Genomic DNA, 18,533 nt, shown 5'->3' on the forward strand with positions numbered 1-18,533 from the left:
TATTTCTTATCGAGTTTATATTATTTATCTATGCAATCTACATTTTTAGAATTGAATAGATAAGATATCGTGTTATACATAGATTAATTATATCATATTATCGCATAACAAATCACATAACTATGAATAAATATGATATAATTAAAGTTTAAGAGGAGTTGATAAAAATGAATGCATATTTAGACAATAGCGCTACTACCAAGCCGTATAAAGAAGTTGTAGATGAGATGGTTCTTGCCTTAACAAAGGATTTTGAAAATCCATCTGCTGCGTATAGACGTGGGCTTGAAGTGGAATTAAAGATAAAAAAGATAAGAACAAATATTGCGAAAACTATCGGTGCAAAGGAGAAGTCGATAATTTTTACGTCTGGTGGTACTGAAAGTAATAATGCGATAATTAGGAGTGTCGCCAGCTTGAACAAAAAAAGAAGAAACCATATAATCACTTCTGCAATTGAGCATCCCGCAGTCTTAAATACTGTGAAAAGCTTGGAATCGGATGGGTTTGAAATAACAGTATTGGATGTTGACAAAAATGGAAGCGTTGATATCAAACAGCTAAAAAACTCGTTAAATGAAAGAACCTGTTTGGTTAGTATAATGTTCGTCAACAACGAAATTGGAATTGTAGAGCCGATTGAAGATATAGGTAAAATAATAAAAGAATATGATAAGGAAATATTTTTTCATGTAGATGCTGTTCAAGGATATGGAAAGCTAAAAATAGATGTCGATAAGCTTAAGGTGGATTTTCTGAGTGTGAGTGGTCATAAAATTCATGGTCCAAAGGGCATTGGATTTATGTATATAAGAGATGAAAACAAGTTTAGTCCTTTGATAACTGGAGGCGGACAAGAGTTCAATATAAGACCGGGAACAGAAAATGTACCTGGAATTTTTGGAATAGGCAAGGCAGTGGAAATTTTATTTGCTGATTTGGATGAAAATATATGTAAAATGAAAGGCGTCAGAGATTATCTATATAATCAGTTGAAAGAAAATATTGATGGAATACACCTAAATACTGATTTGAATAATTCTGTATGTCATGTTTTGAATGTATCCTTTGAAGATATTAGAGGCGAGGTATTGTTGCATTATCTTGAGGGTGATGGTATTTGTGTTTCAACTGGATCTGCTTGTTCTTCAAAAAAGAAAGGTAGCCATGTTTTAAATGCAATAGGATTGTCGCCAGAGCTGATTGATGGTGCTATAAGATTTAGTGTTTCAGAATTTACAACAGCTAAAGAAATTGATTATGCTGTAGAAAAAATAAAGAATTATGTAGAGATAATTAGATTATTGTCCAAAAATAAAAAGAGGAGATAGGTTGTAAATGTATAATATTTTGATAGCCAAGTATGGCGAAATTGGAGTAAAGGGAAAAAATAGATATATTTTTGAAAATAAGCTGATAAGGAATATAAAAAATATGTTGAAATCAGTTGGCGAATTCAATGTATATAAAGAGTACGGTAGAATATATATAGATGTAGATGATTCAAACTATGAAACTGCAATTGAAGAGGTGAGAAAGGTTTTTGGTGTTGTTGGAGTTTGTCCTGCTATCAAAAGAGAGAAAGACTATGAATTATTGAAGGAAACGGCACTATTTTTGCTGAAAAACAAAATAGAGGCAGGAAACAAAACATTCAAAATTGCATCAAAAAGAGGAGATAAATCATTTCATCTTACATCTCAGGAAATGAGTATTGATATTGGTGGATATGTTTTAACTGGTATTAATGCAATGGAAGAGGAAATGTATACGAGTGCAAAGGTCGATGTAAAAAATCCGGATGTTGTCATAACTTGCGAATATAGAAATGAGCATATTTTGGTATATGCAGATTCTGTTTCTGGCTTTGGGGGATTACCTTTGGGAACTAACGGAAAAGCGATGACATTGTTGTCCGGTGGTATTGACAGTCCGGTGGCGTCATGGTTGGTTGCAAAAAGAGGTGTAGATATAGAGGCGGTTCATTTTCACTCATATCCTTTTACAAATGAGAGATCTCAAGAAAAGGTTAGGGAGCTGGCAAAGATTCTGTCAAAATATTGTGGACCGATAAAGCTTCATATGGTAAATATTCTTGATATTCAAAAAGCCATTGCGGAGAAATGCAACGAAGAAGAATCGACGATACTGTCAAGACGATTTATGATGAGAATAGCTCAAGAGATAGGTAAGAAGAGATATTGTGACGCATTGATTACTGGAGAAAGTATTGGTCAGGTTGCATCACAAACAATGCAAGGTATTAACTGCACAAATGCCGTAGTAGAGATTCCGGTATTTAGACCATTAATAGCCATGGATAAGGTCGATATTATCAAAACAGCTGAAGAGATAGGAACCTATGAAACTTCGATAATTCCTGAAGCCGACTGCTGTGCACTATTTTCGCCCAAAAAACCGGTAACAAAGCCGAGATTGGAGCGACTTGAAAAATCTGAGTCGAAATTGGATGTAGAAGAGTTGGTAAAATCGGCTATAGAGAATTCAACTATGGAAGTTATAGAATTTTAGCATTTTAATATGGGTTGTTGATTTTTAGTATGTGAAAACTGTCAATTCTTGGTATATTTCTATTGAGATTATCGATTTTTAACGTATTTTTGCAAATGTGATTTAAGGAGTGATTTTTATGGAGTTAGAAAACAATATTAAAGATGTAGCCTTGATTTTTGAGGGAGGTGGAATGAGAGCATCATTTTCTTCAGGCGTTGCCAATGTCCTTATAGAAAATGGGCTATTCTTCAATTATGTCGCAGGTATATCGGCTGGTACGAGTGTATTGTTGAATTATCTTACACGTGATATAGAAAGAGGAAAGAAAAGTTTTATCGATATAGTGGATGATCCTAATTTTGGAGGGTGGTCTACCTTTGTAAAGGGTAAGGGATTCTTTAATGCGGAGTACATCTATGAAAATATGTCATACCCAGGACAGCTATTGAGCTTTGACTATGATTCGTTGATGAAAAACCCAGCTACTTTTAGAATTGGTAGCTATGATGTTTTAGCAGATAAAGTGAGATATTTTGGGAAAGAAGATATCAATGCATTTGAAGATGTATTGAAAATTGCAAGGGCGTCGTCATCGTTGCCAATATTAATGCCACCGACAATTTATAATGCAGGAGTGTATTATGATGGAGGTCTTGGCGGTGGGGTGGCTCTTGATGCCGCTATAAAAGATGGATATAAAAAGTTTTTTATCGTAAGAACCAGAGAAAAAGACTATAGAAAAGAGCCTATGAAGCACCAGAGAGCCTTGAAAGGATATTTTAAAAATACACCAATGGTTGCTGAGCGAATGATACAAAGACCATTTGTATATAATGAAGTATGCGATATGATAGAAAGATTAGAGGATGCTGGTAAGGCAATTGTAGTGTATCCTGAGGATATGAGGATTAACAGCAGAGAAAAAGACAAAATAAAGCTGATTCAGATGTATAATCAAGGCGAATCAATAGCCAAGAAAAATGTCGAAAATTGGAAGGATATTCTATTATAAAACTAAACGGGGCTGACTCATAATAGCCACAAATAAAAAGGCATACCCACATTCTATATGTATGAACTGACATCCAAAAGTTAGAACTAAAAATCTAACTTTTGGGGTCATATCAGTATGAAAATGAATGTAGAGTATGTTTTTTTATTTTTTGTATGTGATTTTTATATTACTTGCAATTTATGTATATAAGAAGTATAATAAGGGAATGTATATTTAGAAAGGAAAATTTATGGAAATAACAAGTTTTAATGAGTTACAAATAAATGAAAGAATTAAAAGAGCAATAGAGGATTTGGGGTATGAGCAACCTTCTCCAATTCAAGGAAAGGCGATACCTGTGTTTTTGGAGGGGCATGATTTAATAGGACAGGCGCAAACTGGTACAGGTAAGACTGCGGCTTTCGGTATACCTCTATTGAACAAGGTGGATCCTTCAGATAGGAGCTTGCAGGCGATAATACTTTGCCCTACAAGAGAGCTTGCAATTCAGGTATCAGAGGAAATAAGGAAGCTGGCTAAGTATTCTACTGGAATAAAAACACTGCCAATATATGGTGGTCAACCAATAGATAGACAGATTAAAGCATTAAAAGGTGGAGTACAGGTTGTAGTTGGTACACCAGGAAGAGTAATAGATCATATCAATAGAAGAACTCTAAAAGTTCAATGTGTCAATACAGTAGTTCTAGATGAGGCAGATGAGATGCTAGACATGGGATTCAGAGAGGATATCGAAACTATACTGAGCAATATCCCAGAAGACAGACAGACAGTTTTATTCTCAGCTACTATGCCCAAATCAATTTTGGATTTGACTGCAAAATATCAGAAAGATCCTGTCAATATAAAGGTGGTTAGAAAAGAGCTTACAGTATCTAATATCAAACAATTCTACATAGAGACAAGAAATTCGAATCGATTAGAAGTGCTAACAAGATTAATAGATGTATACAATCCAAAGCTATCTGTGATATTTACTAACACAAAAAAAGGTGCAGATGAGCTGGTTTCAGATCTACAGGCTAGAGGCTATGGAGCTGATTCTCTTCATGGTGACATGAAGCAGGTCCAAAGGGATATAGTCATGGACAAATTCAGATCTTCTACGATAGATATTCTCGTGGCTACAGATGTTGCTGCAAGAGGGATTGATATAGATGATGTAGAGTGTGTCATCAATTATGAGCTACCACAGGATGAAGAGTACTATGTTCATAGAATTGGTAGAACAGGTAGAGCTGGTAGAGAAGGTATTGCGTTTTCTTTTGTTTTCGGAAGAGAAATGAGAAAACTAAAGGATATAGAAAGATATACAAAGTCGAAGATATTGAAACATTCGATTCCGACTGTTGACGATGTCGAGCAAAAGAAAGTAAGCCAGTTCTTCGCTGATGTTAAAGAAACTCTTGAAGAAGGGAAATTCTCAAAACAATTACAATGGGTTGAAGAATTTTTAAACGAAGAGGATTACTCAATTATTGATTTATGTGCAGCAATAGTCAAAAACAGTATTGGTGACGAAGAAAAGCAAGAAATTAAGGAAGAAAGCTCATACTTTGATCGCAGAGGTGAAAGAAGAGGAGATTCAAATGGAAGATCCAGAAATTTCAACAACTCAAAGGATATGGCTAGGCTATTCTTGAATGTAGGTAGAAACCAAAAAATTCAAGCCAAGGATATACTTGGATCTATTGCAGGTGAGACGGGTGTAAGAGGAAAGCATATAGGTAATATAGATGTTTATGATAAATACACTTTCGTCGATGTAGATAGAAGCAAAGCAAAAACAATAATATTGAAGATGAAAAATAGAAAAATAAAAGGAAACAAGCTGAATATCGAATTTGCAAACAGAAGTGGAAGATAACCATAAAAATTATTAAATATTGTGAGAAAATGATATTTTTATTTATATACGAGTATGGTATAATTAATTAATAAAATAAAGCTAATATAGAAAAAAACTATATTTAAAAATGATAGTATAGTTTTTTTCTATAGATGAACAACAATATTTAATTAATAAGGAGTGTAATTATGAAGAAAAAAATATTGTCTTTACTTCTTGTTTCAACACTTGTGATAGCAGGCTTATCCGGGTGTCAGAGTAAAGATGGATCAGAAAGTAAAACTGATACAAAATCAACAGAAAATGTAGCTGCTGTCGATACGAAAAAGGTCTTTGTTTCGCCTGAGTGGGTTAAGAGTGTTATCGATGGAAACCAAAAAGAGTCTAAAAAGTACGTAATTGGAGAAGTTGCCTGGGGATCTGAAGCTGATGATCCAACATATAAGGAAGGGCATCTTGTCGGTGCAATTCACATCGATACAGGTTCAATAGAAGCTGAGCCAAAATGGAATTTAAGATCACCTGATGAAGTTAAGAAAGCATTACAGGATGCTGGAATAACAAAAGATACTACAGTAATTCTATATGGTCCAGATCCATCTGGAACAGCAAGAGTTGCCTACGCATATCTTTGGGCAGGTGTAGAAAATGTAAAAATATTGAATGGTGGGCTTGACGCTTGGAAAAAGGCAGGATACGATTTAGAAACTAAGTCAAATAAAGCCAAAGCAGTAGCTGATTTTGGTGCAAATGTTCCAGTTCATCCAGAATATCAGATGTCCATAGAACAGGTTCAGAAAAAATTGGAAAGTGACAAAAACTTTAAGCTTGTAAGTATAAGAACTTATGATGAGTTTATAGGTAAGACAAGTGGTTATTCTTATATCAAAAAAGCAGGAGAACCAAAAGGTGCTGTTTGGGGTAAGGCTGGTAGCGATGCCTCTCATATGGAAGATTACATGAACGAAGATGGAACATATAAAAACATAGATCAGCTAAAAGAATTATGGAAAGGTCTTGACTTTACAACAGATAATGAGCTTTCATTCTACTGTGGAACTGGTTGGAGAGCAGCTATTCCTTTCTTGGTAATGTATGATGCTGGCTATACTAATATGTCTATGTATGATGGTGGATGGTTTGAATGGCAGATGAACAACAATCTTCCAGTTCAGATTGGAGATCCAAAGAAAGATGTAAAATATACTACAGTGGGAGAATTATCTGATGACAAAGCAGTTAAGGAAAATTAATATTTTTCTCATTGCTATTTCATTTGTTATTTCAATAATTCCATTTATAGGTGCATATTTGATATATTATTTTACTAGGGCTAGATTGGGAATGTATAGACATATGGTCTACTTGAATCCGGTTATAGAATCGAAATATCCGATTAATTTTATTAGGAGCTCAATTATCATTGTCATAGCGATAAGTATTATTTGGATGAGCTTTTTAGTGATTAAGAAGAGATGCAAATGTGTTTTACCATGTTTTGTGTTTTCCATATTATCCTTGTACTATATGGCTATGTACAATGCTCAGTTGCACAAGGGATACTATATATCATCTATGTTGGTATTGATCGGAGTTATTTTTACAGATATATGGCTTTATTTTATTCAAAAAAATAGAAATTAATAATCGAAAAATAAGGGACTGACTCAAATTTGAATCAATCCCTTTATTTTATTATTAATTTCCTGCTCCTTGGTTATATGATCCTTGATTGTAATTTCTCTGAGTGTTGTAATTTTGTTGAGTGTTATAACCTTGACCATATGATCCTGAGCCTCTTGAACCAGTGCCTGTACCTGTTCCGGTACCAGTTCCTGTGCCTGTTCCAGAGCCAGTGCCAGTTTGACCAGTTGTTCCTTGAGTCGTACTTCTTCTTGTAGGCTGTACATAATAGCTATATCTGTCAGGAGAAGTGCCTTCAATAAATGCTGCCAACACACCATAGGATGATCTTCCACCATCTATTGGGTTAATAGTAGTCATATAAACCTTGTCAGGCTTGACAAAATTCTTGTATTCCAAGTTTTGGTGAACCTTGTTCATTATTTTTCCCCATAGCTTTGCTGCTGACATGGAACCTCCTCCTTCAATGGCTCTTCTTTTCATAATAGTTCCATCTTCATTTTTTGTACCGGCATCATCACCTATGTAAGTTGATCCTACATAGTAAGGTGTGTATCCGACAAACCAAGTGTCTAAATAGCTATTTGTAGAACCAGTCTTACCCGCTACAGGTATTCCAGAGTAAAGTGATGCATTTTTACCGATACCCTCAGTGACTACCGCTTTGAGCATATCAGTAAGCACATATGCCACTTCTGGGTCTACTACCTTATGAGTTTGAGGTGTATTCTTTATTATCATTTCACCATTGTAAGTAGTTATTGTGGTGAATATTTCGGGTTCAACATAGACTCCTCCATTTGCAAGCGTTCCAAATGCTGCTGCCATTTGTAAAGGCGTAACACCCTTCGTAAGACCTCCAAGTACTAATGAGTTGAAGTGACGGTCAGATCTCTGTAAGCCTGCCTTATTTTCTTCCTTGAAATCCAAGATAGTAGTTAATCCAAAGTTTCTCAGATAATCCATCATCACATCAATTGCATCATCATAGGTAGGTCCAAGCAATTCGCCTACTTTGTATGCTATTGTATTTGATGATAATGCGAGACCATGTCTTATTGACATTGAACCATATCCTTGAGTAGTAGTTTCTGGGTTATCAGCTCTATTCTCACTAAACCTGTATCCGCCTCTTACATCGGAAATCAATGTAGATTGGGTAACCTTCTGAGTATCTATTGCAGCTGCATATACGGAAAGAGGTTTTATTGCAGAACCAGGCTGATAAGGTGTAATAGCTCTATTTAATGTCTTTCTTGCTTTGATGTTTCGGCCACCTATTAATCCCTTTATGTTACCAGTTCTATAGTCTATAATAACTGATGCAGATTGAGGTTGACTTAGACCGCTAGAAGTAATCGTGTGGTTAGGGAAGTTAGAATTTTTTTCGTATTCTTCTTCAATTGACTGCTGAATCTTTGGATCTATTGTCGTGTTGATTATCAATCCGCCGTTGTAATACATATTTCTAGCTTCTTCTTCTGTCTTGCCTTGTTCCATCAATGCATCGATGACATCGTACTCTATTAAACTCTCAACAGAGTTTGCTATTTTTTCGTTTGAATCTGGGAATCTAATGTTAATATTTTCTTTTAGTGCAGTGACATATTCCTTATCAGAAATAACATTAAGCTCTTTCATTTTTGCCAAAACAATTTCTTGACGGGTTTTTGCATCAGGGTTGTTGATTGCTTTTCTGAAAACCAAGTCTCCGCTTTTTAATTGCTTATATGTATCGTCGTCCACTAGATCCCATTCATAAAGCTTTTCTATCATATCTTTTTCGACCTTATTTGCAGCCTGTAATCCGTCGCTCGCTTGGAAATATAATAATTTATGATCGAGATCATTCTTAGTTTCATTTCCTGTAATTCTCGCCGTTATGTATGGTGCATACTTTGATGGGTTTCTTGTTACCCCTGCCAGCATCGCTGCTTCACCAAGAGTCAGATCTTTTGAATGCTTGTCAAAATATCCCATAGCACCGGATTCAGCGCCAACAAGTCCCTTGCCGACGAAGTAGTTATTTAGATATATTTCAAGTATCTTGTCTTTACTTATTGTCTTACTCATTTCGAGAGCATAGTAAATATCTTTAATTTTTCTACTAAAGGTCTGATCACTACTTGTCAACAACACCTTGGATACCTGCATGGTAATAGTACTACCACCTTGAGTTCTTCCCAACAATGTCTTTACAATTGAACGTCCAAGACCCCAGTAGTCGACACCACCGTGTGAGTAAAAACGCTCATCCTCTATAGAAACTATCGCCTTTCTAAGATATGGCGAAATATCACTAAGTGGTACAGGTGATTTTTTGTAAAGTGTTGGAGCAGTAGACATGGTTTCACCATTTGCATACTTAATAGTAGTTGTCTGATGAGTGAGTTTGTCCAACAATGCCTCATTTACAGGCTTAACATCCTTAAGCGATGCAAATACGAATCCCAAAACACTTGCGAAAATGATTATAAGTAGTGCTATAAGCGTTCCTATTATCTTCTTTTTTCTTTTGCTCCTCATTTTGCGTCTTGCAGCTTTTGATGGTGTTTTTGTATTTTTTTTATTATCATTATTTTTACGAGAGCCTAGCAGGCTTTTTACTCCGCTACTTTCGTTTTGAGAAGCATTGACCGCTCTAGTTTTTGAAGAGGTATTCGTACTTTTCGTGCTTTTTCTAGTTGGGCTTCCTTGACTTGGAGATTTTGCTTTTCTCTGATTCTTTTCTCTTTGTCTTTCGGAAGGCAACTTCAAATTATTTTTATCAAAAGATGTATTATCATTTGAAGAGTTGTTATTTTTTTTATTGGAAGACACAACTCTTCTTCTAATTTTATTATCTTCAGGATTTTCTTTTTTCATTATTTGTAACCTCCTTACTTCTTAAATATTATATCATTAAAACGAAGTTGAATACAATATATACTTGAACTAATTAGCAATTTATAATATTATATATGCGTATGTATTTTTTTGACGCTAGTTTATATAAGGGAGGCAAAGATGCTAGTAGTAGAAAATGTTAGCCACGGATATGGTGCGAGAACGATTTTAGAAGATGTTTCATTTAGAATAAGAAAAGGTGAGCATATAGCGTTAGTTGGTCCAAATGGTGAGGGAAAGTCGAGCTTTCTAAATATTATTACCATGAAGCTAATGCCGGATGCTGGTATGATCAAATGGTCAAATAGAGTAACAGTTGGATATTTGGATCAGCACACTGTTTTGGAAAAGGGAAAAACCATAAGAGACATATTGAGAGATGCATTTAAAAACATGTTTGAGCTTGAAAAGGAAATGCTTGAAATATACGATAAAATGGCAGAAGCCTCAGACGAGGAGATGGCAAAGTATCTTGAGGATACGGCTGATATTCAGACAGTACTTGAACACAGTGGATTTTATACAATTGATGCAAAAATTCAGGAAGTGGCGAATGGTCTAGGTCTTGGAGAAATTGGATTGGATAGGGAGGTTTCTGATTTATCAGGTGGTCAGAGGACAAAGGTGCTTTTGACGAAATTGCTTCTTGAAAATCCTACTATTTTGGTTTTAGATGAACCGACAAATTTTCTGGATGAAGAGCATATCAATTGGTTGGTAAAATATCTTCAGGAATACGAGAATGCATTTGTATTGGTTTCTCATGACATTGATTTTATCAATAATACTTGTAATGTGGTGTATCATCTAGAAAATGGTGAATTAAATAGATATAAGGGGAATTATGACGAATTTGAAAGGCTGAATGAAATCAAAAAGCGTCAGGAGGATCAGGCCTACGAAAGACAGGTTGAAGAAAGAAGGAAGCTTGAAGATTTTATTGCTAGAAATAAAGCAAGGGTTGCTACGAGAGGTATGGCAAATTCTAGACAGAAACAACTAGATAAAATGGAAGTTTTGGAAAAAAGACGGGAAAAAATAAAGCCATCTTTTTCATTTAGAGATGCAAGAACCAGTGGAAAGGTTGTATTTGAAACAAATGATCTTGTTTTAGGATACGGAGAAGCACTTACGAAGCCACTTAATTTTAGGCTTGAAAGAGGAAATAGAATTGCATTAAAGGGAATGAATGGAATAGGGAAATCTACTTTGCTTAAAACTTTGCTGGGAATTGTTAAGCCTTATGATGGTTCTGTATCATTGGGAGATTATTTAGAAGTAGGATATTTCGAACAAGAGAGCTCGCATGAAAATACAAACACTGCTCTAGAAGAGGTTTGGAATGAATACCCAGGCTTGGATAATATAGATGTCAGACGTGCTTTGGCAAAATGTGGGCTTTCAAATGAGCATATTACAAGTCAGATGAAGGTTTTGTCTGGAGGAGAGGCTGCAAAAGTTAGATTATGTAAGATAATGCTAAAGGATATAAATTTTCTTGTGCTTGACGAGCCTACCAATCATTTAGATGTAGATGCAAAGGATGAGTTGAAAAAGGCGATAAAGGAATTTAAAGGGACTGTCTTGTTGGTTAGTCATGAGCCTGAATTTTATAACGATGTGGTAGACGAGGTATGGAATATAGAAGACTTTACAACAAAGGTTATATAATTTTATAGCAATTAAAAAATCGTAAAAAAAAAATTAAGGTAAAAAATAAATCAAAAAAGCTCGTACAGTCAGTTTTGTTATAAAAACTATGTGTAACGAGCTTTTTCATATTTAACAGCAATTTGTGAATGTCATTTTATGATTTTATTTATTTTTCAATATTCCAGTCATCATACCAAGAGTCGTCAAGGTTTGCCAGAACATGAGAAAATTTGCTTTCGTTTGCAACCTGAAGAGGAGCTTTCTTTTTATACACGTTTACAGTAGCGGTACTCTTGCTAACTGGCTGAATAGTACCAGTTCCGGCTACACATCCTCCAGGACAAGCCATGCCTTCTAGCAAATAACCCTTTCTTTTTCCAGCCTTGGCAAGCAATAACATATTCCTACATTCTTTTAGTCCATCAGCACTGTCAACAGGAACCTCTCTTTCTGGATCTATTTTTTTGATTACATCTACAACTGCATTTGCAACTCCTCCAGACACTGCAAAGCCTCTACCAGCAGCAGTACCATAGTTCATATCTTTTGCAGGTTCTATTTCTTCTAGCTGTATGTCTTTTGCTTCAAACATTCCCATGACTTCTTCAAATGTTAAAACATAATCAACATGGCTCTTTACAGAGTTTCTAGTTGCCTCCAATTTTTTTGACACACATGGACCTATAAAGGCAACCTTTGCGTCTTCGTGTTTTTGCTTGATAAACCTTGCAGTAAATACCATCGGAGTCATCGCCATCGATATGTTGTCTTTGAATTCAGGGAATTGTTTTTTCGCCATTACTGACCAAGAAGGACAACAAGATGTTGCCATAAATTCAAGCTTGTCAGGTACTTTTGATAGGTAATCCTCAGCTTCTTCTATTGTACATAGATCTGCTCCTATTGCGACCTCGACAACATCAAAAAATCCTAACTTAATAAGAGCTGCTTTTAATTTTTCCGGAGTTACCTTTGGTCCAAACTGACCTACGAAAGCAGGTGCTATTTCTGCAATTACCTTGCTTCCAGATTTTATTTCTTGAATCAATTGATAAATCTGAGTTTTATCAGCTATTGCACCAAATGGACAGGATGAGATACACACTCCACAAGAAACGCATTTTTCATAATCTATGGTAGCTCTTCCAAAATCATCGGACTTTATCGCATCCATACCACAGGAAACTGCACATGGTCTTTCCATTTTTATAATGGCTGAGTAAGGGCAAACAGATTTACATCTGCCACATTTTATACATTTTTCTTGATCTATAAAAGATTTGCCATTTACCATTGATACTGCATCTTTTGGACATACCTCAATGCAAGGTCTTGCCAAGCATCCTCGACACATATCAGATGTTTTGTACACATTGTCTGGACATGAATTACACGCAAATTTTATAATATTTACAAATGGTGGCTTGTGGATAATATTGCTCACTGATTTTTCATCGATACCAGTAGACAAAGGTGCATGTTCATTTATTTTTCTAAGTGGCATACCCATCGCCAATCTGACTCTTTCGCCCACGATGGCTCTTTCCAAGAATATACTTTCTCTAACGGTTGCTATTTCTCCAGGGATTATTTTGTATGGAATTTCTTCCAATTTATTGTAGTCATTATCTCCTTCATATGCAAATTTTGCAACTTCTGTAAATACATCTCTTCGAACTTTTGCTATTACAGTAAAAATACCTTTTAAGCTCATAAATACCTCCCAAAATATCACAATTTATACTTAACATTATATATTTAACTCACACAAAATAAAATACATAAAATAGGTCTATAAAAACCAAGTAAAGAACGATGTGAATTTTACTCTATATATAAACCATTTCCTAACAAGTATAACATATATGACCGTCAAAATAAACATTGAATTACGAATAAAATAGGTCATTTTATAGATTATATATATTAAATGTATCGCAGTTTATTGGGAAAATTTATCGTGAATATTCGTAATATTATAAAAATATAAATTTTATGTTGCATTTTATTACTTTTTGTTATATAATCATTTACACTATAGCAAATATATTTGTAAAATGCTTTGATGAAGAGGAGTAGGTGTGCAGTAGATTTCAGAGAGAAGACCATAGGTGAGAGGTTTTTATCGAGGGTACATTGAAGGTAGCTTTTGAGCAGATCGTATGAAGATTAAACTCTATAGTTTAGCTGTGTAGTACGATACGTGTAATTACGTTAAAAATTTTGAGTGTCGGAAATTTTTCCGAAATTAAGGTGGTAACGCGAACATTTCGTCCTTTTGGATGGAGTGTTCTTTTTTTATAGATTTGTATTTTTATGAAATATAAGAAAATACAAAACTGTCAGATAGATCAACCATTATTTATTTGTGAAATTATAACAGTAGGAGGTATATTATGAGTAAGAATTTAGCAAAAAACTACAATCCTAAAGATTTTGAAGAAAGGATTTATAGAGATTGGGAAGAAAAAGGATGCTTTAAATCGAGTGTCAATAAGGATAAAAAGCCGTTTACGATAGTGATGCCACCACCAAATATTACAGGACAATTACATATGGGACATGCACTTGACGATACGCTTCAAGATATACTTATCAGATGGAAGAGAATGGACGGCTCTGAGTCACTATGGATTCCAGGAACGGATCACGCATCAATAGCCACAGAAGTAAAGGTTGTAGACAGAATTAAACAGGAAACAGGAAAAACAAAGTATGAGGTTGGTAGAGAAGAATTTTTGAAAAAGGCATGGGAATGGAAGGATGAATTCGGTGGAAAAATAGTAAATCAGGTGAAGAAGCTTGGTGCATCTTGTGATTGGGACAAGGAAAGATTTACAATGGATGCTGGATGCAATAAAGCCGTTACGAAGTTTTTCGTTAAATTGTATGAAGAAGGTCACATATATAGGGGAAACAGAATAATAAACTGGTGTCCAGACTGCTTGACGACACTTTCGGATGCCGAAGTAGAACATGAAGATATGGAAGGTTTTTTCTGGCATATCAAATATCCAATAAAGGATAGTGATGAGTATCTTGAAATAGCGACTACTAGACCTGAAACAATGTTGGGGGACTCTGGTATTGCTGTTCATCCAGATGACGAGAGATATGCACATCTTGTTGGAAAGGTTGCAATATTGCCATTGGTAGGAAGAGAGCTTCCAATAGTTGCAGATGAATATGTAGACAAAGAATTTGGAACTGGAGCAGTAAAAATGACTCCGGCTCATGATCCAAATGATTTTGAAGTAGGTAAAAGACATGGACTTGAAGAAATCAACGTAATGCATGACAATGCGACTATGAACGAGCTTTCTGGAAAATATGAAGGTATGGATAGATATGAATGTAGAAAAGCGCTGGTAAATGACCTTGATGAAGCCGGATATCTGTTGAAGGTTGAAAAGCATGACCACGCTGTTGGAACTTGCTATAGATGTCATACTGTAATAGAGCCTAGACTATCTCTACAATGGTTTGTAAAGATGGATGAGCTTTCGAAGCCAGCGATAGAAATACTAAAGAATCAAGATCTAAAATTTGTACCTGAAAAATTTGACAAGACTTATCTTCAGTGGTTAGAGAATATCAGAGACTGGTGCGTATCTAGGCAGCTGTGGTGGGGACACCAAATTCCGGCATACTATTGTCAAGACTGTGGGGAAGTAGTGGTTTCAGAAGATGCACCTACATCTTGTCCAAAGTGTAATTCTTCAAATTTCAAGCAGGATGATGATGTTCTTGATACTTGGTTTTCATCAGGATTATGGCCTTTTGAAGTATTAGGTTGGCCTGAAAAAACTCCAGAATTGGATTACTACTATCCAACCTCAGTGCTTGTTACTGGATATGACATAATCTTTTTCTGGGTTGTTAGAATGGCGTTTAGTGGTATGTTCTGCATGAATGAAAAGCCATTTGATCATGTATTGGTTCATGGATTGGTTAGAGATTCGCAAGGTAGAAAGATGTCGAAATCACTTGGAAATGGTATAAATCCTCTTGATATAATAGATGAATTCGGAGCGGATGCTTTGAGATTTACTCTTGCAACAGGAAATTCACCTGGTAACGATATGAGATTCTATATGGAAAGAGTTGAGTTCGCTCGTAACTTCAACAATAAATTGTGGAATGCATCTAGATTTGTATTTATGAATTTGGAAGACGAGACTCTACTAGAAAATTTTGATAGAAATGCAGTTTCAAAGGATCTAACTTTGGCTGATAAATGGATAATCTCCAGAGCCAATAGAATAGTTGGAGAAGTAACTGACAATATGGATAAATTCGAACTGGGTATTGCGCTTCAAAAGGCATACGAGTTTACGTGGTCTGAATACTGCGATTGGTATATTGAAATTGTTAAACCAAGACTGTATGGCGAAGATAGAGATGCCAAGAGAGCAGCACTTTATACATTGACATATGTGCTTGAAAAGGTATTGAAGCTGTTGCATCCATTTATTCCGTTTATTACAGAAGAAATATACTCTTATCTTCCAACTGTTGATGGATTAATAATAACTGCTGAATACCCTAGATACAGTAAAGACGACAATATGGAAATCGAAGAAGAAAAAATGAATCTGATAATGGAAGCCATTAGAAATGTTAGAAATGTAAGGACAGAAATGGACGTTCCACCTTCAAAGAAAGCAAAGATAATTATTGTTCCTTCTTTAGATAAAAAATCTGCAATGGAAGATGGTCAGGATTACTTTAAGGCACTGGCATTTGCTTCAGATGTAGAGATAAGAGATAGTAAGGATGGTATACCTGAAGATGCAGTAGCGATAGTTATTGATGGTGTGGAGATATTTATCCCTCTTGATGAATTGGTTGATTTTGAAAAAGAGAGAGAAAGATTAACTAAGGAAAAAGAAAAGGCGATTTCTGAAATAAAGAGAGTCGAAGGTAAGCTAAGTAATCCTGGATTTATGGGTAAAGCGCCTGAAAAACTAATAGAAGAAGAAAAAGCAAAAAAAGAAAAATATGAAGAAATATTAAAAACAATTGAAGAGAGATTGTCAAAATTATAAAAGTGATTTATGTTCACTCTTGTGAGATTAATTTACAAATAATACAATAATACAAAAAGTCACATTATATATATGTAAGTTTTCAAGTTTTAAGTCGGTCAGGCTACTGATATGATTTTTGGATGCTGCTATAATATATTGTGACTTTTTTATTTTATTAAAAAAATTTGAAATACTGCCTGTTTATTGTATTGAAATTCTTTAAATATTCTAAAATTTGTCTTAAGAATAAGTTAAAGTCATTGAATTAAGAAAATAAAACCTGTATAATTCAAATGAAGATGTTTTCAAAATAATAAAGGGGGAGTTATATGAAAAATAAGAATGATGAAGTCAAATTAGAATGTAGTAAATGTACACATGGAAATATTTTTTTGAGAGCACTGGGTAATCCAATCGACTCATGGTCTAGGTTAATATTGGCGTGCTTTCTATTTGTAGGGATTTACTATTTCCTTCGCGAGGCTAGTTCTATGTTGTTCGATTTATTTATGACCAATTTTATGTCAGGAGCCACAGACGTGAATCCGATTTATGAGTCAAGACTTACCGACTGGTTGATTTTTATGTTTGTTCCTTCAATCATGTCAGTGTACTGTATCGTGTATAAGGTTTCACCTAAGCTGCTTATTTCTATAAAGCCTGGTTTTAGATGGGGATGGTTCATCAGGTGTTTGGTGGTGGTTGTTCCAATATCTGGAATATTGATAATAGGCCAATCAGCTCTAGAAATGCAATCTGAGTTAGTATTTTCGAATTTTACAATAGGAGCTGTTTTGATGACAGTGGTGATGTCTTTTTTACAATCGGCAGGAGAGGAGTTTGTTTTTAGAGCAGGTAGCCTACAGATATTTTCAACTGTTATAAAATCAAACAAATGGGCTTGGATTCTGCTTTGTGTTTTAATCTCAATAATATTTGCATTGATGCATAATCCTAATAGTTTTCCAGCTACATTGGACTTATTTGCTACAAGCTTGCTTATGTTTGCGTTGGTTTATTACACTGGTGGGATAGAGGCGAGCATAGTACTTCATTCAGCGAACAATCTGTTTTTAAATTTATTGACAGATTTTTCGAATATAGGAGTAGATTTTAATGCGAGCTCGGATTCTAGTGGTGGAGATTTGACTGGAACGCTAGTGGTAATAGGATTAAATGTTGCGATTACATTGCTAGTAATGTTTATGTGGAACAGATATCAAAAAAAGGTGTAAAAAAGATATAAAAAGCATATTTAAAAAAGATATAAAAAGTATATTTAGTTAAAAAAGGGATTATATATTTATGTAAAAAAGGCTCGTATATTCATACTAGATGAATTTTTTGAGCCTTTTTTGTTTTATTATTTATATACTCTTTTTAAGCCCTTTATGATTGGAAGGGCGATTATTGCACCGACAATTCCCTGAGCGAGATCTCCCGGCATTGATGTAAATGGTGTAATCCAGTTTCCATAAAGAATAACTTCTGTGAAGTAGTATCCAATTATCATCCAAATCGTTGAAATTAGCATCGCAATTATATTTGTGATTATGCTATTTCCATTTTTTCCGTTTATGTGAGATATTTTTCCCAACATATATCCCATAATACCTCTTATAACAAATGTAAATGGGGCCCAAACCGCCCAGCCTGATAAAATATCGAAAATTGCCATACCGAAAGCACCTGAAATAGCACCCTTCTTCTCTCCAAAAACAATGGCAGAAATAAATAACATACCTGTGCCAAGATGTATTAGACCACCCTTCATAGAAATCGGAAGAGTGATATTGATAAACCTTGTGGCAATAAACACAAGGGCTGTCAATAAGGCACATTCGACCAAATCCTTAGTTGTAAACTTCGAGTTACTTTGTTTTACTGCATTACTTTCAATCAACTGAAACGCCTCCTCGTATAATATAGTTGTAGTTATATT

Annotated in this window: 12 protein-coding genes and 1 other annotated feature; of the genes, 9 read left to right on the forward strand and 3 right to left on the reverse strand. The window is 34.9% G+C overall.

The window, feature by feature from the left end; genetic code table 11:
- The first annotated feature begins 167 nt into the window (after positions 1–167).
- From FYJ71_RS00245 to FYJ71_RS00270, 6 genes are all read left to right on the forward strand, one after another.
- Positions 168–1,331: a cysteine desulfurase family protein gene (locus FYJ71_RS00245; RefSeq protein ID WP_154536854.1), complete on the forward strand. Its 1,164-nt coding sequence runs from the start codon at positions 168–170 to the stop codon at positions 1,329–1,331.
- 7 nt (positions 1,332–1,338) lie between these two features.
- A complete protein-coding gene (gene thiI, locus FYJ71_RS00250; RefSeq protein WP_154536855.1) occupies positions 1,339–2,532 on the forward strand; it encodes a tRNA uracil 4-sulfurtransferase ThiI in 1,194 nt (397 codons plus the stop codon).
- A gap of 118 nt (positions 2,533–2,650) precedes the next feature.
- The gene (locus FYJ71_RS00255) at positions 2,651–3,526 is read left to right on the forward strand and encodes a patatin-like phospholipase family protein (protein WP_154536856.1); all 876 of its coding nucleotides are present in this window, start codon (positions 2,651–2,653) and stop codon (positions 3,524–3,526) included.
- A 232-nt stretch (positions 3,527–3,758) separates the two neighbouring features.
- Positions 3,759–5,396: a DEAD/DEAH box helicase gene (locus FYJ71_RS00260; protein ID WP_154536857.1), complete on the forward strand. Its 1,638-nt coding sequence runs from the start codon at positions 3,759–3,761 to the stop codon at positions 5,394–5,396.
- A gap of 170 nt (positions 5,397–5,566) precedes the next feature.
- Positions 5,567–6,631: a sulfurtransferase gene (locus FYJ71_RS00265; protein WP_154536858.1), complete on the forward strand. Its 1,065-nt coding sequence runs from the start codon at positions 5,567–5,569 to the stop codon at positions 6,629–6,631.
- The gene (locus FYJ71_RS00270; protein ID WP_154536859.1) at positions 6,606–7,022 is read left to right on the forward strand and encodes a hypothetical protein; all 417 of its coding nucleotides are present in this window, start codon (positions 6,606–6,608) and stop codon (positions 7,020–7,022) included. Before FYJ71_RS00265 ends, FYJ71_RS00270 begins: the two co-directional genes overlap by 26 nt.
- Positions 7,023–7,076: 54 nt before the next feature.
- Here the strand turns inward: FYJ71_RS00270 and FYJ71_RS00275 are convergent, their stop codons facing one another.
- Positions 7,077–9,887, reverse strand: coding sequence for a transglycosylase domain-containing protein (locus FYJ71_RS00275; RefSeq protein ID WP_154536860.1), 2,811 nt, complete (start codon positions 9,885–9,887; stop codon positions 7,077–7,079).
- A gap of 141 nt (positions 9,888–10,028) precedes the next feature.
- On the opposite strand from FYJ71_RS00275, the gene FYJ71_RS00280 reads away from it, so the two are divergent.
- A complete protein-coding gene (locus FYJ71_RS00280; protein WP_154536861.1) occupies positions 10,029–11,579 on the forward strand; it encodes an ABC-F family ATP-binding cassette domain-containing protein in 1,551 nt (516 codons plus the stop codon).
- Between the two features lie 148 nt (positions 11,580–11,727).
- Here FYJ71_RS00280 and FYJ71_RS00285 read toward each other — a convergent pair whose 3' ends face one another.
- Positions 11,728–13,275, reverse strand: a complete 1,548-nt coding sequence (locus FYJ71_RS00285) for a 4Fe-4S dicluster domain-containing protein (RefSeq protein ID WP_154536862.1) — start codon at positions 13,273–13,275, stop codon at positions 11,728–11,730.
- A 339-nt stretch (positions 13,276–13,614) separates the two neighbouring features.
- Positions 13,615–13,842 (forward strand) — a binding site (T-box leader).
- 115 nt (positions 13,843–13,957) lie between these two features.
- On the opposite strand from FYJ71_RS00285, the gene FYJ71_RS00290 reads away from it, so the two are divergent.
- A complete protein-coding gene (locus tag FYJ71_RS00290; RefSeq protein WP_154536863.1) occupies positions 13,958–16,609 on the forward strand; it encodes a valine--tRNA ligase in 2,652 nt (883 codons plus the stop codon).
- Positions 16,610–16,920: 311 nt separating this feature from the next.
- On the forward strand, positions 16,921–17,826 hold the full coding sequence (locus FYJ71_RS00295) for a CPBP family intramembrane glutamic endopeptidase (RefSeq protein WP_154536864.1): 906 nt from the start codon (positions 16,921–16,923) through the stop codon (positions 17,824–17,826).
- A 128-nt stretch (positions 17,827–17,954) separates the two neighbouring features.
- On the opposite strand, the gene FYJ71_RS00300 is transcribed toward FYJ71_RS00295, so the two are convergent.
- Positions 17,955–18,494, reverse strand: coding sequence for an ECF transporter S component (locus tag FYJ71_RS00300; RefSeq protein ID WP_154536865.1), 540 nt, complete (start codon positions 18,492–18,494; stop codon positions 17,955–17,957).
- Positions 18,495–18,533: the final 39 nt, after the last annotated feature.

The sequence above is a fragment of the Peptostreptococcus porci genome, assembly GCF_009695815.1.
Taxonomy (GTDB): domain Bacteria; phylum Bacillota; class Clostridia; order Peptostreptococcales; family Peptostreptococcaceae; genus Peptostreptococcus; species Peptostreptococcus porci.

Bases quoted from the DNA above. Each gene is read 5' to 3' on its own strand.
- FYJ71_RS00245 (WP_154536854.1), top strand. From the start codon at position 168: ATGAATGCATATTTAGACAATAGCGCTACTACCAAGCCGTATAAAGAA.
- thiI (WP_154536855.1), top strand. From the start codon at position 1,339: ATGTATAATATTTTGATAGCCAAGTATGGCGAAATTGGAGTAAAGGGA.
- FYJ71_RS00255 (WP_154536856.1), top strand. From the start codon at position 2,651: ATGGAGTTAGAAAACAATATTAAAGATGTAGCCTTGATTTTTGAGGGA.
- FYJ71_RS00260 (WP_154536857.1), top strand. From the start codon at position 3,759: ATGGAAATAACAAGTTTTAATGAGTTACAAATAAATGAAAGAATTAAA.
- FYJ71_RS00265 (WP_154536858.1), top strand. From the start codon at position 5,567: ATGAAGAAAAAAATATTGTCTTTACTTCTTGTTTCAACACTTGTGATA.
- FYJ71_RS00270 (WP_154536859.1), top strand. From the start codon at position 6,606: ATGACAAAGCAGTTAAGGAAAATTAATATTTTTCTCATTGCTATTTCA.
- FYJ71_RS00275 (WP_154536860.1), bottom strand. From the start codon at position 9,887: ATGAAAAAAGAAAATCCTGAAGATAATAAAATTAGAAGAAGAGTTGTG.
- FYJ71_RS00280 (WP_154536861.1), top strand. From the start codon at position 10,029: ATGCTAGTAGTAGAAAATGTTAGCCACGGATATGGTGCGAGAACGATT.
- FYJ71_RS00285 (WP_154536862.1), bottom strand. From the start codon at position 13,275: ATGAGCTTAAAAGGTATTTTTACTGTAATAGCAAAAGTTCGAAGAGAT.
- FYJ71_RS00290 (WP_154536863.1), top strand. From the start codon at position 13,958: ATGAGTAAGAATTTAGCAAAAAACTACAATCCTAAAGATTTTGAAGAA.
- FYJ71_RS00295 (WP_154536864.1), top strand. From the start codon at position 16,921: ATGAAAAATAAGAATGATGAAGTCAAATTAGAATGTAGTAAATGTACA.